Source organism: Pseudogulbenkiania sp. AW2-16 (assembly GCF_056824575.1).
The window spans coordinates 1,448,592-1,474,256 of record NZ_CP157668.1 but is presented as its reverse complement, the minus strand read 5'-3'; the positions used below and the strand labels follow the sequence as shown (position 1 = coordinate 1,474,256).

The following is a 25,665-nucleotide window of genomic DNA, read 5'->3' as shown; positions in this document are numbered from 1 at the left end:
CCCATTCTCTCTGCTGAATCCAGCATTGGTCATGCTTCGGCCAACCTTTCGCCTCGCTCTCACTCCAGCGCGTCGAGCGGCAGCGGCGCGCCGGTCTTGACCGGGCGGATGGCGAAGTTGCTGGTCATGTCCTGCACCATGCTCAGCGTCTGCAGCTTGCGCACCACGCGCTCGTAGCCCGGCAGGTCCGGCACCACCACTTCCAGCAGGTAATCGTAGGCGCCCGACACCACGTGGCAGCTGATCACCTCGTCCATCAGCGACAGCGCCTCCTCGAACAGGCGCGAGGCATCCTCGCGGTGGTGCATCAGGCGCACGCTGACGAACACCGTGGTGGCGAGCTTGAGGCGGCGGCGGTCCAGCACCGCGCGGTAGCCGCTGATGATGCCGTCCTCCTCCAGCCGCTTGAGCCGGCGCGCCACCGGGGTCGGCGACAGCGCCACGCGCTCGGCCAGTTCGGCGGTGCTGAGGCGCCCCTCGCGTTGCAGCAGTTCCAGCAGTTGCCGGTCGATGCGGTCCATGGCCATGTCCCCATTGGTCGAATCGACCAACTATAGCGTTTTTTACGCCGACTTCCACCAATAAATACGCCAAACTTGTCGCACATTGCCGGATAACCCTCCGCTGGCGCGCCGATAATCGGCTTATTCCCCTTCCGGAGCCGTGCCATGTCCGCCGCCACCCTCGCCCTGCCCGCCGCCGCTCCGCGCCCCGGCCTCGTCGCCGGCCTCGCCGCGCTGGCGGTGACCGTGCTGATCTGGTCCAGCTTCTTCGTGTCGCTGCGTGCCGGCGCGCGCGCCCAGCTGCGCCCCGAGGAGCTGGCGCTGATCCGCTTCGCCCCGGCCGGGCTCGGCTTCCTGCCGCTGCTGGTGCGGCGCTGGCGCCGCATCGCGGCGGTGCCGTGGCCGCTGCTGGCGTCGATCCTGGTGGGCGCCGGCCTGCCCTACTTCCTGATCGCCGGCCTCGGCATGCGCCACGCCCCGGTGGCCGACGGCAGCACGCTGATTCCCGGCACCCTGCCGCTGCTGGTCGCCGTGCTGGGCGCGCTGCTGTACCGCCAGCGCCCGCCGACGGCGCGCCTGCCGGCCTTGCTGCTGATCGGCGCCGGGGTGCTGGTGCTGATGACGCTCAACCACGGCCAGGGCGAGCTGGGCCGGGGTTACGCGCTGTTCCTGCTGGGCAGCCTGATGTGGGCCAACTACACGCTGGCGCTGCGCCGCTCCGGGCTGTCGCCGCTGGAAGGCGCGGCGCTGATCTCGACCGGCTCGCTGGCGCTGCTGCTGCCGTGGCTGCTGCTGCATCCCCCGCTCGGGCTGCTGACGCTGCCGGCGAGCCAGCTGGCGCTGCAGGGGCTGATCCAGGGGCTGGGGGTGGGGCTGGTCTCGACGCTGTGCTACGCCGTCGCCATCTCGCGCCTCGGTGCCGACACCGCCGCCGCGGCCGGCGCGCTGACCCCGGTACTGGCCTCGCTGCTGGCGCTGCCGCTGTTCGGCGAAATGCCGGGCGCGGGCTCGCTGCTCGGCATGGCGCTGATCGTGGCGGGCGTGGTCGGCGCCAGCCGGCCGCTGCCGCCGCGGCGTTGAGTCCCGGCTCTGCCGCGGCTTCCTAGCCCCGGTCGAACCGATCGGCGCAAGTTGGAGTTAGGTCGCCCGGAAAAGACATGGCCGCCCTCGCTCACGCGACGGCGGCCATGCTGCTGTACGGCGTAGCGAAGGACGACGGCCTCAGCCCAGCTTGGCGCGCAGCGATTCCAGCAGCGCCTGGCACTCAGCGTCTGTGCCGACGGTGATGCGCAGGAACTGCGCGATGCGCGGCACGTTGAAGTGGCGCACGATGATGCCCTCGCTGCGCAGCGCGGCGGCCAGGGTGGCGGCGTCGTGGTCGGGGTGGCGCCCGAACACGAAGTTGGCGGCCGACGGCAGCACCTCGAAGCCGAGCCCTTCCAGCCCCGCGGTCAGCGCCTCGCGGCTCGTCATCACGGCGCGGCGCGTGCTGTCGAAATGTTCCTCGTCCTCGATCGCGGCGGTGGCGCCGACGATCGCCATGCGGTCGAGCGGGTAGGAGTTGAAGCTGTTCTTGACCCGCTCCAGCGCGTCGATCAGCGCCGGGTGGCCCACCGCGAAGCCGACGCGCAGCCCGGCCAGCGAGCGCGACTTGGACAAGGTCTGCACCACCAGCAGGTTGGGATGGCGCTCCACCAGCGCGATGGCGCTGTCGCCGCCGAAGTCGATGTAGGCCTCGTCCACCAACACCACGCGCTGCGGCTGCGCGGCCAGCAGACGCTCGACCGCGTCCAGCGCCAGCAGGCGGCCGGTCGGGGCGTTGGGGTTGGGGAAGACGATGCCACCACATGGCACGAGGTAATCGTCGATCCGCAAGCTGAAGTCGTCGGCTAGCGGCACGGTACGGTAGTCGACGTCGTAGAGCTTGCAGTAGGTCGGGTAGAAGCTGTAGCTGATATCCGGGAACAGGATCGGCAGCTCGTGCTTGAGCAGCGCGCAGAAGGCGTGCGCCAGCACCTCGTCCGAACCGTTGCCGACGAACACGTGGGCCGGGGTCAGGCCGTGGCGGCGCGCGATGGCGGCCTTGAGCGGCGTGGCGTCCGGGTTGGGATAGAGGCGCAACGACGCGCCCAGCTCGCGCCCCATCGCCTCGATGGCGCGCGGCGACGGCGGGTAGGGGTTTTCGTTGGTGTTGAGCTTGATCAGGCGCTGGTGCTGCGGCTGTTCGCCGGGGGTGTACGGCGTCAGGCGGGAAACGGTGGCACTCCAGTATTGACTCATGGCGGGTCCGGGATGACGGGATGGATGGCTAGCAAACCTCCATCGTAACAAACGGCGGGCCGCTGCGGCAGCGCCGTTCCTCCCGTCAGCGCTCTAGCCGGCGCAAGAGCTTGGCGCCGTAGGCCCCGTCCGCGCTCACGGTCGGCAAGCCGGCGTCGCTCAGGCGCTGGTTGAGCAGCGCCAGGCGCTTCAGGCCGCGCGTGAGCACCTCGCCCTCGGCGCCGTCCAGCGTCAGCGCCAGTTCCACCGCCTCGCGCCGCGCCGCCAGCTCCGGCGGCAGGTAGCCGGCGTTCTTCAGGATGCGCCAGGCCATGCGCTGCTCGGGCGGCACCAGCGGGCTGATGTCGTCCTCCGGCAGCGGCTGCCCCTCGCCCGCCAGATGGCTCAGCTCGCCCTTCTCCGCCGCTTCGGCCAACCTTTGTTCCCCGATCAGCGCCAGGATGTCCATGCCACGCCCTCCTCTCCCCTGAATGCTAGCGCGGACAGGGGCGGGAAGACAGCATGAGAAAAGGGGCCGAAGCCCCTTTTGGTTTGCTGCTTAGCGCGATTTACACCGCGATGGCCGCAATCGCCGACTTCGCCGCATGAATCGCGGTAGCGCGCTTGTCGTCGCCCATGTTGACCGCTTCGGCACGCACGAACTCGATGTCGGTGATGCCGAGGAAGCCCAGCACGGTCTTCAGGTAGTCTTCCTGGAAGTCCATCAGGCGACCCTGTTCGGTGGAGTAGACACCGCCGCGGCTGGAGGCGATCAGCACCTTCTTGCCGCCGGCGAGACCGACCGGGCCATTCTCGCCGTACTTGAAGGTGCGGCCGGCCACGGCAACGCGGTCGATCCAGGCCTTGAGCTGCGACGGGATCGAGAAGTTGTACATCGGTGCGCCAATCACGATCACGTCGGCGGCCAGGAACTCGGCGATCAGCTCTTCCGACAGCGCCTTCTCGGTGCGCTGGGTGGCGTTCCAGTCGGCTTCCGGGGTGAAGTTGGCGCCGATGATCTCGCCGGACAGGTGGGCGATCGAGGTACCAGCCGGTCACGGTAGCTGACTTCGATGGCCGGGTGCTGGCGACGCACGTTGTCGACCAGGGCAGCGGTCAGCTGACGCGAAACGGAGTTGCCGGCGAGGATGCTGGAATCGAGGTGAAGCAGTTTCATGGTGGTGCTCCTGTAAAAAGTGGGTACAGGTGCATGGTAGGTTTTATCGCCAATCGCCACTAGACGGCTAAAATAAGAAGCATTGTTCCACCTATAGGACAATCGCCATGCGCGATCTCAACGATCTGCTGTTCTTCGCCAAGGTAGTCGAACACGGCGGCTTCAACGCCGCCTCCCGCGTGCTGGGGATTCCCAAGTCGCGCCTGTCGCGGCGCGTGGCCGGGCTGGAGGAGGAGCTCGGGGTGCGCCTGCTGCAGCGCACTACGCGCAAGCTGGCGCTGACCGAGGTCGGCGCCAGTTTCTACGACCACTGCCAGGCCATGTTGGCCGAAGCCGACGCCGCCGAGGAGAGCGTCTCACGCGTCACCGCCGAGGCACGCGGCCTGATCCGGGTGAGCTGTCCGGAGCTGCTGGCCAAGACCGAGCTGGGCCCGCTGCTGCCGCGTTTCATGCAGCAGCACCCGCAGGTGCGGCTGCTCTTGGAGGCGACCAACCGCCGCGTCGACCTGATCGAGGACGGCATCGACGTGGCGATCCGGGTGCGCAGCGTGATCGAGGACAGCGCCAGCCTGGTGGCGCGCCGCCTCGGCATCGCGCGCCAGGTGCTGGTGGCAAGCCCGGCGCTGCTGCAGCAATACGGCACCCCGGCGAGCCCGGCCGACGTGGCGCGGCTGCCGGCGCTGTCGATGAACTGGCCGGACGGGCGCGGCCATCTCGCCCTGCTCGACGCGGTCGGCCACGACTACAGCGTGCAGATCGAGCAGCCGCGCCTGATCACCGACGACCTGATGGTGCTGACCGAGGCCGCCGAAGCCGGGCTGGGCGTGGCGCAACTGCCGGTGCAGCTGTGCCATGCCGCCCTCGCGGCGGGCCGGCTGGTACGGCTGCTGCCGGACTACATCATCCCCGGCGGCATCCTGCACGCGGTGTTCCCGAGCCGGCGCGGGCTGGTGCCGGCGGTGCGCGCCTTCATCGACTTCCTCGCCGCCGAACTGGTGCCGCCCGGCCATCCGGGCTACGACCGCTTGGGCTGAGCCAGGTCGGCGCTTGCGAAAGAAATCGCCGCGAGCGCCCCTAGGCCGATCCGAGAAGCACAGCCGTACAAGTGGTACGGCGAGCATCACAGGACCGGGATCGGGGCGCGCAGCCGATTTATTCACAAGCGCTCACACCGGCATCTCGTCGGCCAGGGGCTCCGCCGGCTGCAGGTGCAGCCACGACGACCACAGCACCCCGCCCAACAGCAGCAGCATCGCCAGGCCCTCGAACGGACGCGGCCAGCGCCACTCGTAGAGGAAGCCGTAGAACAGCGCGAACAGCGTCTCGAACACGATCAGCTGGCCGCTCAGGGTGAGCGGCAGGCGGCGGCTGGCGGCGTTCCAGAAGCCGGTGCCGAGCACCGAGGCCCCCAGCGCCACCGCCACCGTGATGCCAGCGAACAGCCCCCAGTCGCGCCCGGGCGACGCCGGCACCGACAGCGCCAGCCAGCCCGCCGGCAACGCCAGCAGCAGCGCCAGCGCGCCGGTGCACACCCCGGTCAGCAACGACCACTCGTGGCTGTTGAAGCGCGGGTGGCGACGCAGGTAGCGCGCATTGGCCACCGCGTACCAGGTCCACGACACCAGGGCGGCGACGGCGCAGGCAAGGCCGCCGAGCTTGACCAGCCAGCCGGCGCCGCCGTGGGCCGGGTCCGGCGCGTAGAGGAACACGTCGAGGTTGATCGCCGCCACCCCTGCCATGATCAGCGCCAGCGGCCAGACCAGCGCGGAGAGGCGCAAGGCGCCGTGCTCGCGGCTGCCGATCAAGGTGGTCAGCACCGGCAGCACGCCGATGATGAGCGAGGTCGGCGCGATGCCGACCAGTTGCACCGCGCTGATCAACAGCACGTAATAGATGATGTTGCCGATCAGCGAGAGGCGCAGCAGCGCCAGCCAGTCCTCGCGCTGCAGTTTCCCGCGCACGCTGCGCCACACCGGCCACAGCATCAGCCACGACACCACGCCGTAGCTCAGGTAGCGGCACGAGGCCAGCTCCAGCGGCGAGAACGCCGACAGCGCGCGTGGCGCCAGAAACACCATGCCCCACAGGGCGCCGGCCGCGAGGCCGTACAGCACACCTTGAATCACCATCACTCCCATTGGTCCGTTGCGGCCCGGCGCGCGCACGCGCTCGGCCCCATTACGTCCGGCAGTGTAGTGAAGGAAAGAGAAAAATCTGTCGCGGGGCTACGCCGGCTTGGCGCGCGACTCCGCCCGCGCGGCACGGCGCAGCGTGCTCGGGGTCTCGCCGTACTCGCGCACCAGCGCGCTGGTGAAGGCGCTCTGCGAGGCGTAGCCGGTGCGCGCCGCCACCTCGCCCACCGGCAACGCGGTGGTGGTGAGCAGCAGGCGCGCCAGCCGCAGGCGGCGCCGGCGCACGTACTCCATCGGGCGCAGCCCGGTCTCGGCGAGGAAGCGTTCGTGGAAGCGCGACGGCGCCAGCCCCGCCTGCTCGGCCAGGTCGCGCACCTGCAGCGGATGGGCGCAATGGCGGTCGATGAAGGCGTCGAGCCCGGCCAGCGGCAGGCCCGGCAAGGCCAGCGCCGGCTGGGGCTGGGCCAGCCCGGCCAGCAGCAGGGCGGCGCCGTGGCAGCCGATGGCCTGGTCGTCGAGCGACGGCAAGGCCGCCAGCCCGCTCACCAGCGCCCCCAGCGCCGGCGTCAGCGCCCGCGTTCCCGGGGTGTCGAGCAGGCGGCGCGCGGCGTCGGCGCCGCTGCCCAGCAGCCGCGCCAGCGCCTCGGCATCGCACGGCACGTCCAGCACCAGGCAGGAGCTGGCGCCGTCGCCGGCGAAGGCGTGACGGCAGGCAGAGGGGATCACCGCCAGCTGTTGCGCCGCGATGCGCCCGGCGCGTCCTTCCACGTCCACCTGCAACGCGCCGTCCAGCCCGAACACCAGCTGGGCGTGGTCGTGGCTGTGGGCCTGCGTTTCGGGCAGGTAATGGCGGACGGACAGCGAGGGATTCATCAGGCGAACGGCGTAGCGATGGCGGATAGACGCTAGTCTGCCTGACAAGCGCGCCGAGGAGAACCGCGACGGCATCAGGAACGTGGCCGCCGCCGCGGCCAAGGCGTCAGCGCGGGTGAAACAACTCGCCGCACGCTGCCCTCGGCGGGGAAAAGAGCAGCGCAGCAACCGCAATGGACAGGGCGTACATGAAGATCAAGTCCGAGCGAATCTCCACCGGAGACTCGCCCGTACAGGGCAGCGCATGCGCCCCGATCAGGGACGCGCGGCCGATTGATTCACGCATGCTCGGGCCGGCTGATCCGCCCACTGCAACAGGCTCGCCAGCAGCGCGCGCAGCACCGGCTGCACGCGCGCCGCTCGCACCTCGTCGTAGGCGTACGGCGCCTGCTCTTCCATGTAGGCGGCGAGCGACAGCTCGAGCTGGATCGCGTGCACGCCGTCGCCCGGCTGGCCGTAGGCACGGGTGATGTAGCCGCCCTTGAAGCGGCCGTTCAGCACCGCGCTGTAGGCCGGGAAACCCTGCGCCACCGCCAGCAGGCGCTCGCCCAGGCCCGCGCCGCACGAGGCGCCGCCGGCGCTGCCCAGGTTGAAGTCGGGCAGGCGGCCCTCGAAGAAGCGCGGCACCTCGGAGCGGATCGAGTGCGCCTCCCACAACAGCGCCACGCCGTGCTCGGCCTTGATGCGTGCCAGCTCGTCCTGCAGCGCCTGATGGTAGGGGCGCCAGTAGTGCTCGACGCGGCGCTCGATCTCGGCGCTGTCCGGCTCTTCGCCGGCGCGGTACAGCGGCACCTTGGCGAAGGTGTCGACCGGGCACAGTCCGGTGGTGTCCTGGCCCGGGTAGAGGTTGGCGTTGTCCGGCGGGCGGTTGAGGTCGACGACGTAGCGCGAGTAGCGCGGGATCAGGATCGACGCGCCCAGCGCGGCGGCGAAGTCGTACAGCCGCGGCAGGTGCCAGTCGGTGTCGTCCAGCTCGGCCGCCACCGGCGCCAGTGCGCCCGGCGAGTTCGGCCGGCAGCTCGGTGCCGACGTGCGGCATCGAGATCAGGAGCGGCGCGCTGCCGCGCTGCAGGGTGTAGATCGGGGTATCCATTATTCGAATTCCGTCCCAAATGGTTGAGGATCAGAACCTGTTCACGATCTGTCGCGAGCGGCTCGCAGCGGGGTGAAGAGCCGCACAGAAACCGGAATGGACATGACGTCCATGAGGGTTTCGCATCGCTGAGCAAATCACTGCGTGCCAATCTTCGATTGGCTCAGCGATAGATTTGCACGAAGAGCACATGAACTCCGATCAGAGATCGCGCAGCAAGATCGTGGCAGGTTCTCAGCCCAAGAGTTCGGCCAGGGCTTCCTGATAGCCCCGCGCCGCGGCCGCCTCGGAAACGTGGCGCCGCTCGGTGACGATGCGCCGCCCGCCGGCGTAGACGTCGCGGATCGGCGTCTCGCCGTGCTGGCAGAACACCAGCCCGGCCAACAGCTGCGACTCCGCGCGCTGTGCCAGGTTGGGGTGCTCGGCGTCGAGCACCAGCAGGTCGGCACGCTGCCCTAGCGCCAGACCGGCCACCGGCCGGCCGGTCGCCAGCGCGCCGCCGGCCACCGCCTGGGCGTAGAGCCGGTCCGCCACCAGCGGGGCGTCGGCGCTGGCGAGCGCGTTGCGGCGCCGGTCGCGCAGGCGCTGGCTGTATTCCAAGAGGCGCAGTTCCTCGACCAGCGACACGCTGACGTGGCTGTCCGAGCCGATGCCCCAGTTACCGCCGGCGGCGAGGTAGGCCACGCCGTCGAAGATGCCGTCGCCGAGGTTGGCCTCGGTGGTCGGGCAGATGCCGGCCACCGCACCGCTCGCCGCCAGGTCGGCGGTTTCGTCCGGCGTCATGTGGGTGGCGTGCACCGTGCACCAGCGCTCGTCGAGCGGCTGGTTGTCGAGCAGCCAGCGCACCGGACGCTTGCCCAGCTCGGCGACGCAGTCGTCGACCTCCTTGGTCTGCTCGGCGATGTGGATGTGGATCGGTGCGCCCGGGTCGGCGCCGTGCAGGCCGCTGCGCAGCGCCTCCAGCGTGGCCGGCGTGACGGCGCGCAGCGAATGCGGCGCCACGCCGTAGCGCAGGCCGGCGTGCTGCGGATGGTCGCGGCGCAGGCGAGCCAGCAGATCGAGCATCCAGTCGGTGCTGGCGATGAAGCGTGCCTGCTCCGGCAGCGGCGGCTTGGCGCCAAAGCCGCTTTGCTGGTACAGCACCGGCAGCAGCGTGAGGCCGATGCCTGCGTCGGCGGCGGCGGCGATCAGGCGCTCGCCATGCTCGGCCGGGTTGGCGTAGGGCTTGCCGTTGGCGTCGTGGTGCACGTAGTGGAACTCGCACACCGAGGTGTAGCCGGCCTTGGCCATCTCGACGTAGAGCTGGCGCGCCACCGCCTCCAGCGTGTCCGGCGTCAGCCGCGCGGCGAAACGGTACATCAGGCTGCGCCAGCTCCAGAAGCTGTCCTGCGGGTGGCCGAGGTACTCGGTCAAGCCCGCCATGGCGCGCTGGAAGGCGTGCGAGTGCAGGTTCGGCATGCCGGCGATCACCGGCCCGGCGGCGCGCTCGACCCCGGCGGGCAGGGCCGCGTCCGGCTCGACGGCGGTCAACAAGCCGTGCGCGTCCCAGGAGAGCAGCACGTTACGGCGCCAGCCCTCGGGCAGCAGCGCGCGTTCGGCAAACAGGGAGTGGGTGGAAAGTGTCATCGGCCAACCTCAAGAACGGTCTGAAGGGGTGTGCGGCAGCAGGCGGATGCTGACGGCGAGCAGCGCGCCGTCGCCTTCCACGCGGCAGGCGCGCGCGGCGGCGGTGTCGAGGCGCAGGGTGTCGTCGGCGTCCAGCGCAATCGGCGCGTCATCGCCGAGCGATACCTCGACCCGCCCCTGCGCGCAGAACAGCAGCGCCAGGTCGCCGTCGAGCACGTGCCGGCCGGCCCCCTGCCATACCTCGACACGGCCCCGGGCGGCGTCGCGGCGCAGCATCAGGTTGAAGTCGCGCGTAGCGCCGCCGGGCAGGGTGGCGTCGATCGGCGTCTCGCCGGCAAAGGCGGCCAGCTCGAGCGGGCGGCGTAGCGCGTGCCGCGTGCCGTCGTCCTGCTGCAACACCATGCCGTCGCCGGAGAGCAGCACCAAGGTGCGGTCGACGCCGGGAAAACGCGAGAACGGCCCGGCCGCCGCGACGTCGGCCAGGCTCACGCGCCAGACGAAATCGTCCATGCCGGCCCCCTCGGGGAACACGGCGATCTCGCGCGTCACCCCGCCGCCGTTCTTCCACGGCCGCGCCTGCAGCGCCGCAGCGCGGATCAGCGTGTAGCGAGGGGGCGACCCGGCACCGTCGCCGTGTCGCCGGCGTCGTGCTGCGGCTTGCTCATCTGGCTTCTCCCGTCGGGCAACCGCCAGGGCGCCCTAATGTCTATACAAGTTCAGCCAGTGTAGCGCAGCTCTATTGTCTATACAAGTACGCCACCACCGTGCCGGTGCGCCGGCAGCCAGACCGGGAAAAGCCGCCTCAGAAGCGCCCGCTGAACTGGAAGCGCGAGCCCGGGTGCCACAGCATGACGTCGGTCGCCACCTGATCGTGCGCCCAGGTGCGGCGGTGCAGCACCAGGCAGGGGTCGCCGATCTCCATCTGCAGGCGATGGCGCGCCACGGCGTCCGGCAGACGCGCGGTGATGACGTACTCGGCGCGCTGCAGTGCCGCCTCGCGCGTCATGTATTCGTTGGGGGTGATGGTGTGGAAGTCCTGCTCGAGGTAGTGCGGGTACAGACGCGGATTGACGAAACGGTCTTCCAGCTGGATCGGCACGCCGTTCTCGAAATGCACGATGCGCGAGTGGAAGGCGTAGGCGTCGGCCGGCAGTTCCAGCGCCGCCAGCGCCTTGGTGTCGCTGGTGCGCTCCAGGATCAGCACCTCGCTGCTGTGCTGGTCGCCGCGGCCCTTGATCTCCTCGGCGATGCTCTTGATCTCGATCAGCGTCGACTGGTACTTCTGCCCGGTGACGAAGGTGCCCGCCCCCTGCACCCGGTTGAGCACCTGCTCGGCGGTCAGCTCGCGCAGCGCGCGGTGCACCGTCATGCGCGACACCCCGAACTGCTTGACCAGCTCGTGCTCGGACGGGATCAGGCTGTCCATCGGCCAGGCGCCGCTCTCGATCTGGCGGCGGACGTAGTCCTTGATTTGCGCGTAGGCGGGAACGGGTTTGGTAGCGGTGCTGGACATGGAGGCGCGCTCTCGGCGTAAGGAAACGATGTCCGACACTATAGCACGCGTCCAACTTGTCTAGACATACCCGCCCCCGGCCGCCGGGCTTCGGCCAACCCGGCGCGCCGCTAGTCGCGGCGGCGCAGCTTGATCGTCAGCGTCAACCCGCCCTCGCCGTCGTCCAGCGAGTGGAAATTCTGCAGACCGAGCGAGGACGGCAGCAGCATGCTCACGCCGTGCCCCACCCCCACCTTGCTCAGGGTACGCTCCAGGCGCCGCGCCATGCCCTGCGCCGGCACCGCCGCCTCGTCGTCGAGCGCGAAGCCGTACGACTCGGCCGCGCTGTCGAAAGCCCGGTCGACCTGCTGGCGCGGCACGAAGCGCTCCGCCACCTCGCTCACCTGGCCCGCCGACACCGCCTCTTCCGCCTCGGCACAGCGCCAGGCATTCGTCCTTGAAGCGCGCCTGCGCCAGCGGGTCGTCGATCTCGCCGGAGATCTGCTCCAGCACCTCGGCCACCATGCGGCTGCGCGAGGCTGTATCCGGCACGCGCAGCGCCTGCAGGAAGTCGTCGAGCCAGAACTTGGCCTGCTGACCCAGGCGGTCCACGGCGTACACCGTCGGCCCGTGTTCCAACAGCAGCGCGCCCTTGTCGATCAGGCGCGGGTTGATGCCGGAGGCGTGGCCGAGATCGAACACCGCCCCCGACTCGATCACGGTCAGGAAATCGTCGCGAATCTCCGACTTGAACACCCCCAGCGCGCGCTGCGGCTCGTCGCCGTCGGCGAGCCCGGAAAACAGCACCACCAGGAGGTCGCCGGCGCTGATGTTGGGATGCTGCGAGCGCGCGTAGAGGTGGCGCGCGATGCGCCGCGACAGCTCGAGAAAATCCAGCTCGCCGCGGAAGAACTGGCGCGAGTAGTGATAGAGCTCGTTGAGGTTGAGGTCGGACTCGTGCACGAACTGGTACTTCTTCTTATCCGACACGATGCCCTTGAGGTAGCCGTCGAGGATCAGCGCCGACACCCCGTCGTCGGCCGCGGTGGTGCGCTCCGACAGCTGCAGCGGCTCGCCGCGCGCCGGATTACCCACGCGATGCACCACCAGCCGCTCCACCCTCGCCTCACCGATCACCATGCCCGTCTCCCTGTTCGCCAACGAGCCGCGATTATTGCCGCCGCCTCCGCCCGTGGCAAGCGGCGCGCTCACGCGGCACGGGGCGACGGGCGGTATCGCGTCATGGCCGCGAGCAGGCCGAAACTCAGCACCGCCGAACAGTAGAAATAGCCTGCCGGCCCGAGTCCGTCCATGAACAGCGACACCAGCAGCGGGCCGGCGATGCCGCCGGCGGCAAACGCCAGCAGCAGCACCGAACTGGTATCGATGCGCGACTCCGGCGGCATCACGTCGTTGACGATGGCACTGGCGACGCCGTACAGGGTGAAGGTGACGCTGACGTAGGCCAGAATCAGCCACAGCATCCACGCTGTCTTGCCGCTCAGCGCAATCGCCAGGGCGATGGCGCCGATGGCCAGGCACAGCCGCGCCAGCAGCGTGCGCCGGTCCACCTTGTCGGACAAGCGCCCCACCGGCCACTGCAGCGACAGCGCCGCCAGCATCGACAAGCCCATGAACTCGGCGATGTCCGCCTCGCCGTAACCGTGACGCGCGAAGAACACCGGGATCATGGTGTAGAACGCCCCGCTCAGGCAGCCCGCCACCAGCGTCGCGCCGAGCCCGATCGGCGCCAGCCGTGCCATCTGACGCACCGTGGCAAGCAGGCGGAGGATGGTTTCGAGCAGATTGGGCGATACCCCCAGATGCGTCCCCGGCGTGGTCAGCGTCACCGGAATCGCCGACAGCGCGAACAGGATGCCCACCACGCTGAACAGGCTGCCGCTGGCCGACAACGGCACGTTCAGCAGCCACTGCCCGGCGCTGATGCCGAGATAGCCCGTGATCATGTACACCGACATCACCTGGCCGCGCAGATGGTTGGCGGCGCAGCCGTTGAGCCAGCTCTCCATCACCATGAAGATGCCTACCAGCGCCATCCCGGTCAGCAGGCGGCACAAGGCCCACAACCAGGGGCTGACCCCGAGCGACTGCGCCAGCGCCACGCAGGTGATGGTCGCCGCCATCACGGCGAAGGCGCGATGATGACCCACCTGGCGGATCAAGCCGCCGCAGGCGAAGGTGCCGGCGAAGAAGCCGACGTAATACAGCGACTGGATCAGGCCGGTCAGCGTGGTGGACAGACCGCTGCCGATCAGGCGCAAGGCGGTCAGCGTGGTGAACAGGCCGTTGCCGGCCATCAGGATGGTATAGCCCAGCAGCAACGCCGCCACCGAGCGCAAGACGGTGCGCCAGCCACCCACGGCCGACGCCTGTACAGGAAAAGTCGTCATCAGGAATACAAACCAAAAGCCCCCGCCCGGGCGGGGACGCATTGCAAAGACGCGCACGCCCATCCCGCCCGCGGCCACCCTCGGGCCAGCGGCGGCCGGACAGGCGTAGACATGCCCTCATCATGGCCCTTGTTTCGCCAAAGACATGTCTCAAAACGACGACTTATTGCCTTGCGCCGACCTTCGTTCCCCCGCCGCGTTCACCGCCAGCGCTGCCGCAGGCGGCGCCAAAGGCCGAACGCCACCACCAGGGCGGCGATCAGCAGCAACGCCCCCTCCTCGTAACGCTTGATGTCGGCAAACAACCATTGCAGCGCGTGCCCGAACAGGAAACCGGCACCGGCGACCAGCAGCGCCCAGAGCGCCGCGCCGATCAGGTTGAGCACGGCAAAACGCCACACCGGCACCCCGCTCATGCCGATCGCCATCGGCCCGACCACGCGCAGCCCGTACAGGAAACGCACGCCGATGATCAGCGCGGCGTGAAACCGCTGCAGCAACCGGCTCGCCCGCTGCGCCCCCGGCTTCCAGCGCGGGAAACGCTCCAGCAGCGCCGTACCGTAGCGCCGCCCCAGCAAAAAGAAGGTCTGGTCGCCGAGCGTGCCGCCGCACAAGGCGAACGCGACCACCCAGAAAAACGACAGATAACCCTGGTGCGCGGCAAAGCCCGCCAGCACCAGCACGGTCTCGCCTTCCAGCAGCGCCCCGACGAACACCGCCAGGTAACCGTACTGCGCGAGCAACTGGGTCAATGTCATCGCCTATCCCCCGCCTGGCCACCATCCGGCCCCGGCACCGGAAAAGTCACCCCGGCCGGACCCGCCGTCCGCGCCGGCCGCCCAGCAGCAGCAAGGCCGACAGCGCGAACACCGCCCCGGCGTAGAAGGTCGTGGCCGAGCCGTGCACCTGCCACAGCCAGCCCGCGATCACGCTGGCAAACAACATGCAGCCTCCGCTCACCAGGTTGAATACGCCGAACGCCGTGCCCTTCAGCCCGCCCGGCGTGGTGTCGGCCACCAGCGTGGCCAGGATGCCCTGGCTGAACCCCATGTGCAGCCCCCACAGCGCCACGCCGGCCAGCAGCCCCGCGACCGAGCCCGCCCGGGCCAGCACCAGGTCCGCCAGCACCAAGAACAGCAGGCCCACGCCCAGCAAGGCGGTGCGGCTCATGCGGTCCGACAGCCGGCCCACCGGATAGGCCGCCAGGCTGTAGACCAGCGACATCACCACCATCACCGCCGGCACCCAGGTGGCCGACAAGCCCAACTGCTGGGCGCGCAGCACCAGGAACGCCTCGCTGAAGCGGGCCAGCGTGAACACCGCGCCGATCCCCACCACCCACCAGTACGATGCCGGAAACTCGCGCAGCACGCGCCAGTGGATCGGCGAGCGGAAACGATGCGCCGACGGGCCGTGCCCGGGCTCGTCCACCCCGGCCACGATCAGCGCCACCGCCACGGCGGCGGGCGCCACCGCGAACCACAACACCAGCGGAATATTGCCGGCGAAAGCCGCCATCAGCGCGATCGCCAGCAAGGGGCCGAGAAACGCTCCCACCGTGTCCATCGACTGGCGCAGGCCGAAACAGGCGCCGCGAATCTCAGCCGGCGCGATATCGGCCACCAGCGCATCGCGCGGCGCCCCCCGGATACCCTTGCCGATGCGGTCGAGAAAGCGCGCGACGAACACCGTTTCGGCCGAGGTGGCGAGCGGAAACAGCGGCTTGGTCAGCGCCGCCAGCCCGTAGCCCGCCAGCAGCAGACCCTTGCGCCGGCCGATGAAATCGCTGATGGCCCCGGAGAAGATCTTGACGATCAGGGCGGTCGCCTCGGCGATGCCTTCGATCACCCCGATGGTCAGCGCACTGGCGCCGAGCGTCCCGGCCAGGAACAGCGGCAGCAGGCTGTGGGTCAGCTCCGACGACACGTCCATGAACAGGCTGACAAAGCCCAGCGCCCACACCGTGCGGGGTATCGCGGGCGTCGCCACGGGCATTTTCAGCGCGCCGGGCTGGCGCGAGGGTTGGGTCGACATGCGAGGCGCCTCGAAAAAGAAGTGGCTGTCCGGTCCGGCCACGGAAGGCCCGCCGGCCCTGGCGCAGCGGCCCTCCCCGGGGCGTTCGCGGCAGCCAGCCGTTGCAGGCGAAGTGTAGGCAAGACGCGAAACGAACTCAAACACGGAAGGCAGGTGCCTGGCCACGCGGCGGCGCCCAGGCGCTCACCGTCCCTGTCCTGCCAGCTGCTGTCCCAGGAAATCCAGGAAACAGCCAATGCGCGCCGCCAGCCCGGTGTTGCGGTAGTACACCGCGTGGATCGCCTGCCAGGTCTCGATCGTGGCGTCGGCCAGCACCTCGACCAGCGCGCCACGGCGGCGGTCCTCACCGGTCATGAAATCGGACAGGCAGGCGATGCCCTGCCCTGCCAGCGCGAGCTGACGCACGGTCTCGCCGCTCGATGCCGACAACGCCGGGGTGATGACATAGCCCGACGACTCCTGCCGCCGCAGCGGCCAGGTGTTGAGCGACGACGGCGTGGTGAAGCCGATCAGCGCATGCCGCGCCAGCTCGTCGACCTGCTGCGGCACGCCGTGCCGTTCCAGATAGGCCGGCGCCGCCACCAGCCTCAGCCGGAACTGCCCGAGCGGCCGCGCGTGCAGCGAGGAGTCCTGCAACGTGCCGATGCGGATCGCCACGTCGGTGCGCTGCTCCAGCAGGTCGATGATCTCGTCGCTGGTATTCAGCTCCAGCTCGATCTCCGGGTAGCGGGCACGAAACGCCCCCACCAGCGGCACCACCGCGTGCAGCATGAACGGCGAGGCGGCGTTCACGCGCAGCCGCCCGGACGGCCGCTCGCGGCGGATCGCCATCTGCTCCTCGGCCTCGTCGATGGCGCCGAGGATGCCGCGGACGTGGGACAGGAACAGCCGCCCCTCCTCGGTCAGCTCCAGCCGGCGCGTGGTGCGGTTGAGCAAGGTGGTGGCGAGCTTGCCTTCCAGCCGGCTCAAGGCCCGGCTCACCCCGGACGTGGTCTGCCCCAACTGCTCGGCCGCCGCCGTGATCGAACCGGCATCGACCACACGGACAAAGGCCAGCAGCTCTTCGGTCGTGCTCTTCATCGTTGACTTTCAGTCAAATATCTTCTGCATCAGACCGTATTTTTCTGCAAGAGTAAAGCCGCGACACTCTGCACTCCTCATCCAACCGGAGTGCTCATCATGCCGATCGCCCTCTTGGCGCTGACCATCAGCGCCTTCGCCATCGGGACCACCGAATTCGTCATCGTCGGGCTGATTCCGACCATCGCCGCCGACCTCAAGGTCAGCCTGCCCTCGGCCGGCCTCTTGGTCAGCCTCTACGCGCTCGGCGTCGCCGTCGGCGCCCCGCTCTTGACCGCGCTCACCGGCCGGCTGCCGCGCAAGCAACTGCTGCTGGCGCTGATGGCGCTGTTCACCATCGGCAACCTGCTGGCCTGGCAAGCGCCGGGCTATGCCTCGCTGATCGTCGCCCGCGTGCTGACCGGGCTGGCGCACGGCGTGTTCTTCTCCATCGGCTCCACCATCGCCACCGGCCTGGTGCCCAAGGACAAGGCCGCCAGCGCCATCGCCACCATGTTCACCGGCCTCACCGTGGCGCTGGTCAGCGGCGTGCCGCTGGGCACCTTCATCGGCCAGCACTTCGGCTGGCGCGAAACCTTCCTCGCGGTCTCCGCGCTGGGTGTGATCGCCTTCGTCGGCAGCCTGCTGTTCGTGCCCGCCACCATCCGCCACAGCCCGCCGGCCTCGCTGCTGCAACAGCTCGGCGTGCTGCGCCAGCCGCGCCTGTTGATGGTGTACGCCAAGACCGCGCTCGGCTACGGCGGCTCCTTCGTCGCCTTCACCTTCCTCGCCCCCATCCTGCAGCAGGTCTCCGGCTTCAGCGCCGGCGCGGTCAGCCTGGTGATGCTGGTCTACGGCGTCTCGGTCGCCATCGGCAACATTTGGGGTGGCCGCCTCGCCGACCGCCACGGCCCGATCCACGCCCTGCAGCGCATCTTCCTGCTGCTGGCCGGCGTGCTGTTGCTGCTGACCTTCACCGCCCCCCACCCCTGGCTGGCGCTGGCCACGGTGCTGCTGTGGGGCGCGGTGGCCTTCGGCAACGTGCCCGGCCTGCAGCTCTACGTGGTGCAACAGGCCGAACGCCACGCCCCGCACGCGGTGGACGTCGCCTCCGGTCTCAACATTGCCGCCTTCAACCTGGGCATCGCCGGCGGCGCCTGGGGCGGCGGGCTGATCGTGGCACACGCCGGCCTGATGACCACACCCTGGGTCGGCGCGCTGGTGGTGGTGCTGGCGCTCGCCATCACCCACTGGAGCGGCCGCCTGGACCGCCGCGCCGGCCAGACCACCAGTGTCACCGCCTCGTGATACCGGCGGCATCACGCCTAGCCTTCCCTTGACCGCTCACTACTTAAGGAGATTGTTCATGACCCTTCCCGCCCTCGGACTCGGCACCTTCCGCCTGCAAGGCCAGCACGTCATCGACTCGGTGTCGATGGGCCTCGAGCTGGGTTACCGCCACATCGACACCGCCCAGATCTACGGCAACGAGGCCGAGGTCGGCCAGGCGCTGGCGCACAGCGGCGTGCCGCGCGACGAGGTCTTCGTCACCACCAAGGTGTGGACCGAGCACCTCGGCCGCGACCAACTGATCCCCAGCCTGAAGCAAAGCCTCGACAAGCTGCGCCTCGACCAGCTTGACCTGGCGCTGATCCACTGGCCGTCGCCCGACGACGCCATCCCGGTGGCCGCGTACATGGAAACGTTGGCCGAAGCCAAGTCGCAGGGGCTGACGCGGCAGATCGGCGTCTCCAACTTCACCATCCGCCACCTCGAGCAGGCCATCGCCGCGGTCGGCGCCGAAGAGATCGCCACCCAGCAGATCGAGCTCCACCCCTTCCTGCAAAACCGCCAGGTGGCGGCGTTCTGCCGCGAACACGGCCTGCACCTCACCGCCTACATGCCGCTGGCCTACGGCAAGGTGATGCAGGAGCCGGTGCTGCAGCGCATCGCCGCCCGGCACGGCGCCACCCCGGCACAGATTGCCCTCGCCTGGCTGCTGCAACAGGGCTGCTCCGTGATTCCCTCCTCGACCCAGCGCGCCAATCTGGCGGCCAACCTGCAGGCGCAGGCCCTTACCCTGAGCGAGGACGAGCAGCGGGAAATCGCCACGCTGGAGCGCGGCGAGCGCCTCGCCAATCCGGACTTCGCCCCGCGCTGGGACTAGCCGGCACGCCCCCGGGCCGGGCGATCACGCCCGGCTTGCCCTGTCCGTATCTCGCCCTCCCGTAAGCGGCGCGCCGGGCAAACCCGGCGCACCGGCTAGAGCGTCGTCGCCAACTGGTGCAGCTCGGCCACGGTCATCGTGAACACCAGCGGGGTATCGCCCTCGTTCGCATAGTGATGGGGAACGTCCGTCCTCGCCACCGCCGAGCACCCCGCCGGGACGATCAGGTCGGTTTTATCCACCCTCATCGTCAATTGCCCCTGCTCCACATGGAACAGCTCGAAGGTTCCCTGCGGATGCCCGGGCGATTCAAACACCTCCCCCGGCTGCAGCTCCCAGCGCCACAGCTCGATCATGTTGGGCCCCGTGGTGCCCGCCAGCAGGCGGGCCGAGCCCCCCTTGGGGCCCGTCCACAGCGTCGGGATGTCCTGGCCCTCGATCAGTCGTGCCGCAGGAGCGCTGGCCACGTCCACGATATCCGCCACCGAAACGCCGAGCGCCGCCGCGATCTTGCAGAGAATGGCGATGCTGGGATTGGCGATGCATTTCTCGATCTCCACCAGCATGCCCTTGCTCACGCCCGCGCGCCGCGAGAGTTCGTCCAGCGACAGTTTCTGTTTTTTTCGATGTTGTTTGAGCTTGGCGGCGACCGCCTGGCTGACGGAGTGGACATCGGCACCCGAGTCGGTCGATATATTGACTTTTTTGGTCATTGGTCGGCAAAATGGAATAAATCGGTCACTAAAGGATTCTCCGATGTTCCCCGTCACGCCGTCAATCGATCCCGCCATCGCCACCCTGGCCCCCGGGTTCCGCGCCCTCAGCATCAGCGTCGAAGCGGCTCCCATCGTCAATCCAGGGCTGGCGGCCGAGGCCCTGAGCCGTGCCTGCCGCTCGCTGGCAGCCACCAGACCAGCCTGGGCCGAGGCGCATCTATCGGCCTGGGCCGAGATGTTCCGGCAGTTCGGCGCCAAGCCGCAGCGCACCCCGTGCTCGGCCGAAGCCTTGTGCAAGCGGGTGCTGCGTGACGGCAGCCTGCCGAGCATCGACCCGGTGGTCGACCTGTACAACGCCATCAGCATCGACTACGCCGTCCCGGTCGGCGGCGAAAACTTCGCCGCCTACGTCGGGGCACCCCGGCTGGTCATCGCGGATGGCACGGAACGCTTCGACACCCTGAAAGACGGCGCGCCGGCCCATGACTCCCCCGAGGCCGGGGAAGTCGTGTGGCGTGACGACGTCGGGGTGACGTGCCGGCGCTGGAACTGGCGCCAAGGCGTCAGAACCCGGCTGAGCACGGAGGCAAAACAGATGTGGTTCATTCTGGAGAGCTTGCCGGCGATGCCGCTGGAAGCACTGCACGAGGCGGGCGATCGCTTGACCCAGGGGCTGCAACTCATGATGCCCGGCGCCGCCATCGAATCGACGCTGATCGGCGTCGAGCCCCGCTAACCGACACAGGAAGCCGACCATGCTGCCATCCCTCACCTTCCTGCTCGCCGCCACCCTGCTCGCCATCACGCCGGGGCCCGGCATCGCCTATGTCGTCGCCCGCACCGCGGCCGGCGGCCGGGCCGAAGGCATCGCTTCTTCGCTGGGCACCGCCGTCGGCGGCATGGTGCATGTCCTCGCGGGCGCGCTGGGCTTGTCGTTGCTGATCGCCCAGTCGGCATGGGCCTACGCGGTGGTGAAATACCTTGGGGCGGCTTATCTGATGTATCTCGGCATCCGCCTGCTGGCCTCCCGAGCAGCAAGCCCGGAAGCACCGCTCGTGCAGCGGGCCGGAGCGGGCAAGGCGTTGCGGGACGGCATCATCGTCGAAGTGTTCAACGTGAAGACCGCCCTGTTCTTCCTGGCCTTCATTCCGCAGTTCGTCTCCGCCCGGCAGCCGCTGGCCCCTCAGTTCATCCTGCACGGCACCCTCTGCGTACTGCTCAACAGCCTGGTGGACCTGATCGCCGTTGCTGCCGCCAGCCTCATTCTCGCCTCCGGCACGGCCAAGGCCGCCAAGGCGCGGCTGCTGTCCCGCCTGTCCGGCGCCACCATGCTGACGCTCGGCGTTCTGGTCGCCGTAGCGAACCGGAACGGTTAGCCCACGTCGTCCTTCTCACCCTATCGAATACAGGGCGGCGCGAGGCCGGCAGTGCGCCCGCTCGCTCAGCCCGCCATGGAGCCGATACATGTACCTGCCCGCCCATTTCAACGAGTCCCGCACCGACGCCCTGCACCAATGCATCGCACAGCACCCGTTCGGCGCCCTGATCACGCATGGCAAGAACGGACTGGATGCCAACCATATCCCGTTCGAACTGGCGGCGAATGAAGGCGAGCTGGGCGTGCTCAAAGCCCATATCGCTCGGGCCAACCCGCTCTGGCAGGACGTCGCAAACGGCGCCGAAGTGCTGGTGGTGTTTCGGGCCGGCGAAGCGTATATCTCGCCAAACTGGTATCCAACCAAACACGAGTCGCACCGACAGGTGCCGACCTGGAACTACATCGTCGTCCACGCCTATGGACGAATCCATTTCCACGATGACGAGAAGTACGTGCGCGGCGTGGTCGCCCGGCTGACCCGCAGGCACGAAGCCACGCAATCCACCCCATGGAAGATGACCGACGCGCCCAGGGACTACATTGACTCCTTGCTGCAGCGGATCATCGGGCTGCAGATCGACATCACCCGCCTCGTTGGCAAGAGCAAGCTTGGCCAAGATGAAGAAGCGCGCGACATCCTGGGGGCCGCCCATGCACTCAAAGGATGTGGAAACCATGACATGGGAGACGCGATGCTCGCCGCCATGGCCGGAAACGGGGTTAGCGTCTCCCATCCCACGGGTCTGCACGCCATGTCTCACGCATCGACTCGCAACAAAGCGTACCCAAACGTGCTCACGTCCGGAGTCTCAGCACGTCCGCCAACCTGAAAAGTAAAAAGGGGCCAATGGCCCCTTCTTTTTGGTCAGACTCCGACGAACTTTATTCGGATCCGACAGACTTTATTTGCTCCAGTCAAATAAAATATGACAAAGTCATTCTACCGTTACGGATTTGGCTAGATTGCGTGGCTTGTCCACGTCGGTGCCGCGCGCCAGCGCCGCGTGGTAGGCCAGCAGCTGCACGGGGATGGCGTGCACCACCGGGCTCAGCACGCCGACGTGACGCGGGGTACGGATCACGTGTACGCCCTCCGACTCGCTGAAGTGGCTGTCGAGGTCGGCGAACACGAACAGTTCGCCGCCGCGTGCGCGCACTTCCTGCATATTGGACTTCACCTTTTCCAGCAGGCTGTCGTTGGGCGCAATCACCACCACCGGCATGTTGCTGTCGACCAGCGCCAGCGGACCGTGCTTGAGCTCGCCCGCCGGGTAGGCTTCAGCGTGGATGTAGGAGATTTCCTTGAGCTTGAGCGCGCCTTCGAGGGCGATCGGGTAGTGCAGACCGCGGCCGAGGAACAGCGCGTCGTTCTTGGCGGCGAACTTGTCGGCCCAGGTCTTGATCTGCGGCTCGAGGTTGAGGGCGTGCTGCACGCTGCCCGGCAGGTGGCGCAACTCGTCCAGGTATTGTGCCTGCTGCTCGTCGCTGACGCGGCCGCGCACCTTGCCCAGCGTCACCGCCAGCGCGAACAGGGCGACCAGCTGAGTGGTGAAGGCCTTGGTCGAGGCGACGCCGATCTCGGCGCCGGCGCGGGTGTAGAACACCAGTTCGGAGGCGCGCGGGATGGCCGATTCACGCACGTTGCAAATAGACAGGGCAGCTGTGTGGCCGAGCGACTTGGCGTACTTCAGCGCCTCCATGGTGTCGAGCGTTTCACCCGACTGCGAGATGGTGACGACCAGGTGCTTGGGGTTGGCCCAGGCGTCGCGGTAGCGGTATTCGCTGGCGATCTCGACATCGCACGGCACGCCGGCGATGCTCTCGATCCAGTATTTGGCGGTCAGGCCAGCGTAATAGCTGGTGCCGCAGGCAAGAATCTTGACGCCTTCCAGCGTCGGCAGCAGCGCGGCAGCGTTGGGGCCGAACAACGCAGCGGTAAAGCCGGCGTCGAGTACCGCTTCGATGGTGTCCGACAAGGCCTTGGGCTGCTCGTGGATTTCCTTCTGCATGAAGTGGCTGTACGGGCCTAGCTCGAGCGAGGCCAGCGAGACGTCGGAGACGTGCACGGCGCGCTCCACCGGCTGGTCGTCCTTGTCGATCAGCTTGACGCCGTCGCGGGTGATATAGCCCAAATCGCCCTCTTCCAGGAAAATCACGCGGCGTGTGGCGGACAGGATCGCCGAGACGTCGGAGGCGATGAAGTTCTCACCGTCGCCCAGGCCCACCAGCAGCGGACAGCCCATGCGCGCGCAGATCAGCTCGTCCGGACGGTCCAGCGCGATCACGCCGATGGCGTAGGCGCCGGTCAGTTCGCGCACGGTACTGCGCACCGCCTCGAACAGGTTGGCCGAAGCCTGGTAATAGTGATGCACCAGGTGGGCGATGACCTCGGTGTCGGTCTGCGATTCGAAGCGGTAACCCAGCCCCTTGAGCCGTTCGCGCTGCGCCTCGTGGTTTTCGATGATGCCGTTGTGGACCACGGCGATCTGGCCGTGCGAAATATGCGGGTGAGCATTGGGTTCGGTCACGCCGCCGTGCGTCGCCCAACGGGTATGGCCAATGCCAAGCTGACCATCGAGGCCTTCGGCCAGGGTCGCGCTTTCCATTTCGGCGACGCGGCCGACACGGCGCACGCGGCGGATCTCGTTCCCCGCCAGCACGGCAACCCCGGCCGAGTCGTAACCACGGTATTCGAGGCGCTTCAGGCCTTCGACCAGAACCGGAACCACATTACGCGCTGCAATCGCGCCGACAATGCCACACATATCAGTCTTCCTTGCGGGGTCGCACCCCAAGCCTCCTCCGGCCATTCCCGGCCGAAGGTTACAGTTATCGCGATGTCTTCACTACCCGGGCTGCACGGTGCCGTGCCTCAGCCCTTCTTCGGCGGGCGCTGCCAGCCGGCGACCGTGGTCTGGCGCGCCCGCGCCACGGTCAGCGCCTCGGCCGGCGCGGTCTTGCTGATCACCGAACCGGCGCCGATGGTGGCGCCGTCCTCCACCGTCACCGGCGCTACCAGCATGGTGCCGGAGCCGATGAAGGCGTTGTCGCCGATCACGGTCTTGAATTTGTTGACGCCGTCGTAGTTACAGGTCACCGTGCCGGCACCGATGTTGCTGCCGCTGCCGATTTCGGCGTCACCGATGTAGGTCAGATGATTGACCTTGGAACCGACGCCGATGCGGCTCTTCTTCACCTCGACAAAATTGCCGATGTGCACCTGCTCGGCGAGTTCCGCCCCCGGACGCAGACGGGCGTAGGGACCGATCTTGCAGCCGGCGCCGACCACCGCGTCTTCCAGGTGCGAGAACGGCGCGATCTTGCTGCCGGCCGCCACCTTGACGTTCTTCAGCACGCAGAGGGCGCCGATCGAGACGCCCTCGCCCAGTTCGACCTCCCCCTCGAACACGCAGCCGACGTCGATGCTGACGTCCTGGCCGTGGCGCAGCACGCCGCGGATGTCGATGCGCGCCGGGTCGGCCAGCGTGACGCCGGCTTCCAGCAGGGCACGCGCCTGGTTCTGCTGCAGGATGCGTTCCAGTTCGGCCAGCTGCACCTTGTTGTTGACGCCGGCGGCCTGCCACGACGCCGGTACTTTCACACCATGCACGCGCACACCGTCACGCACGGCCAGTTCGATCACGTCGGTCAGATAATATTCGCCCTGGGCGTTGCCGTTGGACAACGCGCTGAGCCAGCCGGCCAGACGGGCATTCGGCAGCACCAGCATGCCGGTGTTGATCTCGCGGATGGCCTGCTGCTCGGGCGCACAGTCCTTGTCTTCGACGATGGCGCGGATGCTGCCATCATTATCGCGCACGATGCGGCCGTAGCCGGAAGGGTTGTCGAGAACATCGGTCAGCAGGGCAACCTCGTCACCGGCGGCTGCCACCAGATCCAGCAGCGTCGACTGGGTAATCAACGGAACGTCGCCGTACAGTACCAGCGTCTTGCCGTCGGCCGGCAAGGCCGGCAAGGCCATCTTCAGTGCGTGCCCGGTGCCCAACTGCTCGGCCTGCTCGGCCCAGCTCACCGCCGTTTCGCCAATCACCGCCCGTACCTTGTCGCCGCCGTGGCCGTACACCACCACCAGTGTTTCCGGGTCGAGTGAGCGGGCGGTGCGGATTACCCGCGCCAGCATCGGTTCGCCCCCGATCGGATGCAGCACCTTGGGCAGGGAGGAGTACATGCGCTTGCCTTTGCCGGCAGCGAGAATGACGATACTGAGTCGGGCCATGAGCGTTGACTATGCGTTAAACAATGAAAAAAGGCTGCCACAGATGTGGCAGCCTTGCACTATACACGATTTGCTCGCGTGCTTTTAGTGGACACGCTTTCTGAGGTAGTCGAGCGCCTTCAGCTCGGCAATCGCCACCGCCAGCGCGGCGTGGGCTTTTGCCGTGTCGAGGTCGTCGACCGACTTCTTCAACGTTTCCTCGGCGGCACGCTTGGCCTCGTTGGCACGAGCCTCGTCGATATCCTCACCGCGAATCGCCGTATCGGCCAGAACAGTGATGTGGGTCGGTTGCACTTCCATCATGCCGCCCGACACCGCCACCAATACCTCGTCCTTGGAGCCCGGCACTGTCAGACGCAGTACGCCGGGCTTGATACGGGTCAGCAGCGGCACGTGTCGCGGATACACACCGATCTCGCCTTCCTGGGCCGGAGCCACGAGGAATTCTGCCTCACCCGAGTAGATGAGCTGTTCGGTGCTGACCACTTCCACATGCATCTTGGCCATG

Annotated in this window: 26 protein-coding genes; 7 read left to right on the top strand and 19 right to left on the bottom strand. The window is 68.3% G+C overall.

What is annotated here, in order from left to right; translation table 11 throughout:
- Positions 1–59: 59 nt before the first annotated feature.
- Positions 60–521: an Lrp/AsnC family transcriptional regulator gene (locus tag ABKF58_RS07080; protein ID WP_041703637.1), complete on the bottom strand. Its 462-nt coding sequence runs from the start codon at positions 519–521 to the stop codon at positions 60–62.
- A 147-nt stretch (positions 522–668) separates the two neighbouring features.
- On the opposite strand from ABKF58_RS07080, the gene ABKF58_RS07075 reads away from it, so the two are divergent.
- Positions 669–1,583, top strand: a complete 915-nt coding sequence (locus ABKF58_RS07075) for a DMT family transporter (RefSeq protein ID WP_482583950.1) — start codon at positions 669–671, stop codon at positions 1,581–1,583.
- A 141-nt stretch (positions 1,584–1,724) separates the two neighbouring features.
- Here ABKF58_RS07075 and hisC read toward each other — a convergent pair whose 3' ends face one another.
- From hisC to ABKF58_RS07060, 3 genes are all read right to left on the bottom strand, one after another.
- Complete coding sequence (gene hisC, locus ABKF58_RS07070; protein ID WP_482583949.1) at positions 1,725–2,783, bottom strand: histidinol-phosphate transaminase; 1,059 nt, start codon at positions 2,781–2,783, stop codon at positions 1,725–1,727.
- 85 nt (positions 2,784–2,868) lie between these two features.
- Entirely contained in the window at positions 2,869–3,231 is a 363-nt protein-coding gene (locus tag ABKF58_RS07065) for a DnaJ family domain-containing protein (protein WP_482583948.1), read from the bottom strand.
- Between the two features lie 100 nt (positions 3,232–3,331).
- The gene (locus tag ABKF58_RS07060) at positions 3,332–3,778 is read right to left on the bottom strand and encodes an FMN-dependent NADH-azoreductase (protein ID WP_482584340.1); all 447 of its coding nucleotides are present in this window, start codon (positions 3,776–3,778) and stop codon (positions 3,332–3,334) included.
- 268 nt (positions 3,779–4,046) lie between these two features.
- Between ABKF58_RS07060 and ABKF58_RS07055 the strand changes: the two genes are divergently transcribed.
- Positions 4,047–4,973, top strand: a complete 927-nt coding sequence (locus ABKF58_RS07055; protein WP_294864118.1) for a LysR substrate-binding domain-containing protein — start codon at positions 4,047–4,049, stop codon at positions 4,971–4,973.
- 132 nt (positions 4,974–5,105) lie between these two features.
- On the opposite strand, the gene ABKF58_RS07050 is transcribed toward ABKF58_RS07055, so the two are convergent.
- The 11 genes from ABKF58_RS07050 to ABKF58_RS07000 form a co-directional block, all read right to left on the bottom strand.
- Complete coding sequence (locus ABKF58_RS07050; protein WP_482584339.1) at positions 5,106–6,068, bottom strand: DMT family transporter; 963 nt, start codon at positions 6,066–6,068, stop codon at positions 5,106–5,108.
- 96 nt (positions 6,069–6,164) lie between these two features.
- Positions 6,165–6,944 carry an AraC family transcriptional regulator gene (locus ABKF58_RS07045; RefSeq protein WP_482583947.1) on the bottom strand — a complete coding sequence of 260 codons (780 nt, stop codon included), beginning with the start codon at positions 6,942–6,944 and terminating at the stop codon, positions 6,165–6,167.
- 255 nt (positions 6,945–7,199) lie between these two features.
- A complete protein-coding gene (hutG, locus tag ABKF58_RS07040) occupies positions 7,200–7,928 on the bottom strand; it encodes an N-formylglutamate deformylase (protein WP_482583946.1) in 729 nt (242 codons plus the stop codon).
- Between the two features lie 343 nt (positions 7,929–8,271).
- Positions 8,272–9,663 carry a formimidoylglutamate deiminase gene (locus ABKF58_RS07035; protein WP_482583945.1) on the bottom strand — a complete coding sequence of 464 codons (1,392 nt, stop codon included), beginning with the start codon at positions 9,661–9,663 and terminating at the stop codon, positions 8,272–8,274.
- Between the two features lie 9 nt (positions 9,664–9,672).
- Positions 9,673–10,212, bottom strand: coding sequence for a HutD/Ves family protein (locus tag ABKF58_RS07030; RefSeq protein WP_482583944.1), 540 nt, complete (start codon positions 10,210–10,212; stop codon positions 9,673–9,675).
- A gap of 253 nt (positions 10,213–10,465) precedes the next feature.
- Positions 10,466–11,176: a histidine utilization repressor gene (gene hutC / locus ABKF58_RS07025; protein ID WP_008952179.1), complete on the bottom strand. Its 711-nt coding sequence runs from the start codon at positions 11,174–11,176 to the stop codon at positions 10,466–10,468.
- Between the two features lie 60 nt (positions 11,177–11,236).
- On the bottom strand, positions 11,237–12,295 hold the full coding sequence (locus ABKF58_RS07020) for a nucleoid-associated protein (protein ID WP_482583943.1): 1,059 nt from the start codon (positions 12,293–12,295) through the stop codon (positions 11,237–11,239).
- A 68-nt stretch (positions 12,296–12,363) separates the two neighbouring features.
- Positions 12,364–13,566: an MFS transporter gene (locus ABKF58_RS07015; protein WP_482583942.1), complete on the bottom strand. Its 1,203-nt coding sequence runs from the start codon at positions 13,564–13,566 to the stop codon at positions 12,364–12,366.
- 200 nt (positions 13,567–13,766) lie between these two features.
- Positions 13,767–14,324, bottom strand: a complete 558-nt coding sequence (locus ABKF58_RS07010; protein ID WP_482583941.1) for a DedA family protein — start codon at positions 14,322–14,324, stop codon at positions 13,767–13,769.
- 46 nt (positions 14,325–14,370) lie between these two features.
- Positions 14,371–15,600: an MFS transporter gene (locus ABKF58_RS07005; RefSeq protein WP_014088583.1), complete on the bottom strand. Its 1,230-nt coding sequence runs from the start codon at positions 15,598–15,600 to the stop codon at positions 14,371–14,373.
- Positions 15,601–15,783: 183 nt separating this feature from the next.
- Positions 15,784–16,680, bottom strand: coding sequence for a LysR substrate-binding domain-containing protein (locus ABKF58_RS07000; protein ID WP_482583940.1), 897 nt, complete (start codon positions 16,678–16,680; stop codon positions 15,784–15,786).
- A 99-nt stretch (positions 16,681–16,779) separates the two neighbouring features.
- Here ABKF58_RS07000 and ABKF58_RS06995 point away from each other — a divergent pair, with 99 nt between their 5' ends.
- Entirely contained in the window at positions 16,780–17,967 is a 1,188-nt protein-coding gene (locus tag ABKF58_RS06995) for an MFS transporter (RefSeq protein WP_482583939.1), read from the top strand.
- 58 nt (positions 17,968–18,025) lie between these two features.
- Positions 18,026–18,826: a 2,5-didehydrogluconate reductase DkgB gene (gene dkgB, locus ABKF58_RS06990; RefSeq protein ID WP_482583938.1), complete on the top strand. Its 801-nt coding sequence runs from the start codon at positions 18,026–18,028 to the stop codon at positions 18,824–18,826.
- A gap of 95 nt (positions 18,827–18,921) precedes the next feature.
- On the opposite strand, the gene ABKF58_RS06985 is transcribed toward dkgB, so the two are convergent.
- Positions 18,922–19,539 carry an XRE family transcriptional regulator gene (locus ABKF58_RS06985; RefSeq protein ID WP_482583937.1) on the bottom strand — a complete coding sequence of 206 codons (618 nt, stop codon included), beginning with the start codon at positions 19,537–19,539 and terminating at the stop codon, positions 18,922–18,924.
- A gap of 43 nt (positions 19,540–19,582) precedes the next feature.
- On the opposite strand from ABKF58_RS06985, the gene ABKF58_RS06980 reads away from it, so the two are divergent.
- The 3 genes from ABKF58_RS06980 (at position 19,583) to ABKF58_RS06970 (ending at position 21,750) form a co-directional block, all read left to right on the top strand.
- Positions 19,583–20,278 carry a B3/B4 domain-containing protein gene (locus ABKF58_RS06980; protein WP_482583936.1) on the top strand — a complete coding sequence of 232 codons (696 nt, stop codon included), beginning with the start codon at positions 19,583–19,585 and terminating at the stop codon, positions 20,276–20,278.
- A gap of 19 nt (positions 20,279–20,297) precedes the next feature.
- Positions 20,298–20,918, top strand: coding sequence for a LysE family translocator (locus ABKF58_RS06975; RefSeq protein ID WP_482583935.1), 621 nt, complete (start codon positions 20,298–20,300; stop codon positions 20,916–20,918).
- 88 nt (positions 20,919–21,006) lie between these two features.
- On the top strand, positions 21,007–21,750 hold the full coding sequence (locus tag ABKF58_RS06970; RefSeq protein ID WP_482583934.1) for an FMN-binding negative transcriptional regulator: 744 nt from the start codon (positions 21,007–21,009) through the stop codon (positions 21,748–21,750).
- Between the two features lie 105 nt (positions 21,751–21,855).
- Here ABKF58_RS06970 and glmS read toward each other — a convergent pair whose 3' ends face one another.
- The 3 genes from glmS to ABKF58_RS06955 form a co-directional block, all read right to left on the bottom strand.
- Complete coding sequence (gene glmS, locus ABKF58_RS06965; protein WP_482583933.1) at positions 21,856–23,685, bottom strand: glutamine--fructose-6-phosphate transaminase (isomerizing); 1,830 nt, start codon at positions 23,683–23,685, stop codon at positions 21,856–21,858.
- Positions 23,686–23,792: 107 nt separating this feature from the next.
- Positions 23,793–25,157: a bifunctional UDP-N-acetylglucosamine diphosphorylase/glucosamine-1-phosphate N-acetyltransferase GlmU gene (gene glmU / locus ABKF58_RS06960; RefSeq protein ID WP_482583932.1), complete on the bottom strand. Its 1,365-nt coding sequence runs from the start codon at positions 25,155–25,157 to the stop codon at positions 23,793–23,795.
- A gap of 84 nt (positions 25,158–25,241) precedes the next feature.
- Positions 25,242–25,664 (bottom strand): F0F1 ATP synthase subunit epsilon, encoded by a 423-nt coding sequence (locus ABKF58_RS06955; RefSeq protein WP_008952164.1) that lies wholly within the window; start codon positions 25,662–25,664, stop codon positions 25,242–25,244.
- Position 25,665 lies beyond the last annotated feature (1 nt).

Coding starts and splice junctions, on each gene's coding strand:
- glmU (WP_482583932.1), bottom strand. CDS start 25,157: ATGGCCCGACTCAGTATCGTCATTCTCGCTGCCGGCAAAGGCAAGCGC.
- ABKF58_RS06995 (WP_482583939.1), top strand. CDS start 16,780: ATGCCGATCGCCCTCTTGGCGCTGACCATCAGCGCCTTCGCCATCGGG.
- ABKF58_RS07015 (WP_482583942.1), bottom strand. CDS start 13,566: ATGACGACTTTTCCTGTACAGGCGTCGGCCGTGGGTGGCTGGCGCACC.
- hutC (WP_008952179.1), bottom strand. CDS start 11,176: ATGTCCAGCACCGCTACCAAACCCGTTCCCGCCTACGCGCAAATCAAG.
- ABKF58_RS07035 (WP_482583945.1), bottom strand. CDS start 9,663: ATGACACTTTCCACCCACTCCCTGTTTGCCGAACGCGCGCTGCTGCCC.
- ABKF58_RS07045 (WP_482583947.1), bottom strand. CDS start 6,944: ATGAATCCCTCGCTGTCCGTCCGCCATTACCTGCCCGAAACGCAGGCC.
- ABKF58_RS07065 (WP_482583948.1), bottom strand. CDS start 3,231: ATGGACATCCTGGCGCTGATCGGGGAACAAAGGTTGGCCGAAGCGGCG.
- ABKF58_RS07050 (WP_482584339.1), bottom strand. CDS start 6,068: ATGGTGATTCAAGGTGTGCTGTACGGCCTCGCGGCCGGCGCCCTGTGG.
- ABKF58_RS07005 (WP_014088583.1), bottom strand. CDS start 15,600: ATGTCGACCCAACCCTCGCGCCAGCCCGGCGCGCTGAAAATGCCCGTG.
- ABKF58_RS07055 (WP_294864118.1), top strand. CDS start 4,047: ATGCGCGATCTCAACGATCTGCTGTTCTTCGCCAAGGTAGTCGAACAC.
- ABKF58_RS06985 (WP_482583937.1), bottom strand. CDS start 19,539: ATGACCAAAAAAGTCAATATATCGACCGACTCGGGTGCCGATGTCCAC.
- ABKF58_RS07020 (WP_482583943.1), bottom strand. CDS start 12,295: ATGGTGATCGGTGAGGCGAGGGTGGAGCGGCTGGTGGTGCATCGCGTG.
- ABKF58_RS06955 (WP_008952164.1), bottom strand. CDS start 25,664: ATGGCCAAGATGCATGTGGAAGTGGTCAGCACCGAACAGCTCATCTAC.
- ABKF58_RS07000 (WP_482583940.1), bottom strand. CDS start 16,680: ATGAAGAGCACGACCGAAGAGCTGCTGGCCTTTGTCCGTGTGGTCGAT.
- ABKF58_RS07075 (WP_482583950.1), top strand. CDS start 669: ATGTCCGCCGCCACCCTCGCCCTGCCCGCCGCCGCTCCGCGCCCCGGC.
- dkgB (WP_482583938.1), top strand. CDS start 18,026: ATGACCCTTCCCGCCCTCGGACTCGGCACCTTCCGCCTGCAAGGCCAG.
- ABKF58_RS06980 (WP_482583936.1), top strand. CDS start 19,583: ATGTTCCCCGTCACGCCGTCAATCGATCCCGCCATCGCCACCCTGGCC.
- hisC (WP_482583949.1), bottom strand. CDS start 2,783: ATGAGTCAATACTGGAGTGCCACCGTTTCCCGCCTGACGCCGTACACC.
- ABKF58_RS07010 (WP_482583941.1), bottom strand. CDS start 14,324: ATGACATTGACCCAGTTGCTCGCGCAGTACGGTTACCTGGCGGTGTTC.
- ABKF58_RS07080 (WP_041703637.1), bottom strand. CDS start 521: ATGGACCGCATCGACCGGCAACTGCTGGAACTGCTGCAACGCGAGGGG.
- ABKF58_RS06975 (WP_482583935.1), top strand. CDS start 20,298: ATGCTGCCATCCCTCACCTTCCTGCTCGCCGCCACCCTGCTCGCCATC.
- ABKF58_RS06970 (WP_482583934.1), top strand. CDS start 21,007: ATGTACCTGCCCGCCCATTTCAACGAGTCCCGCACCGACGCCCTGCAC.
- glmS (WP_482583933.1), bottom strand. CDS start 23,685: ATGTGTGGCATTGTCGGCGCGATTGCAGCGCGTAATGTGGTTCCGGTT.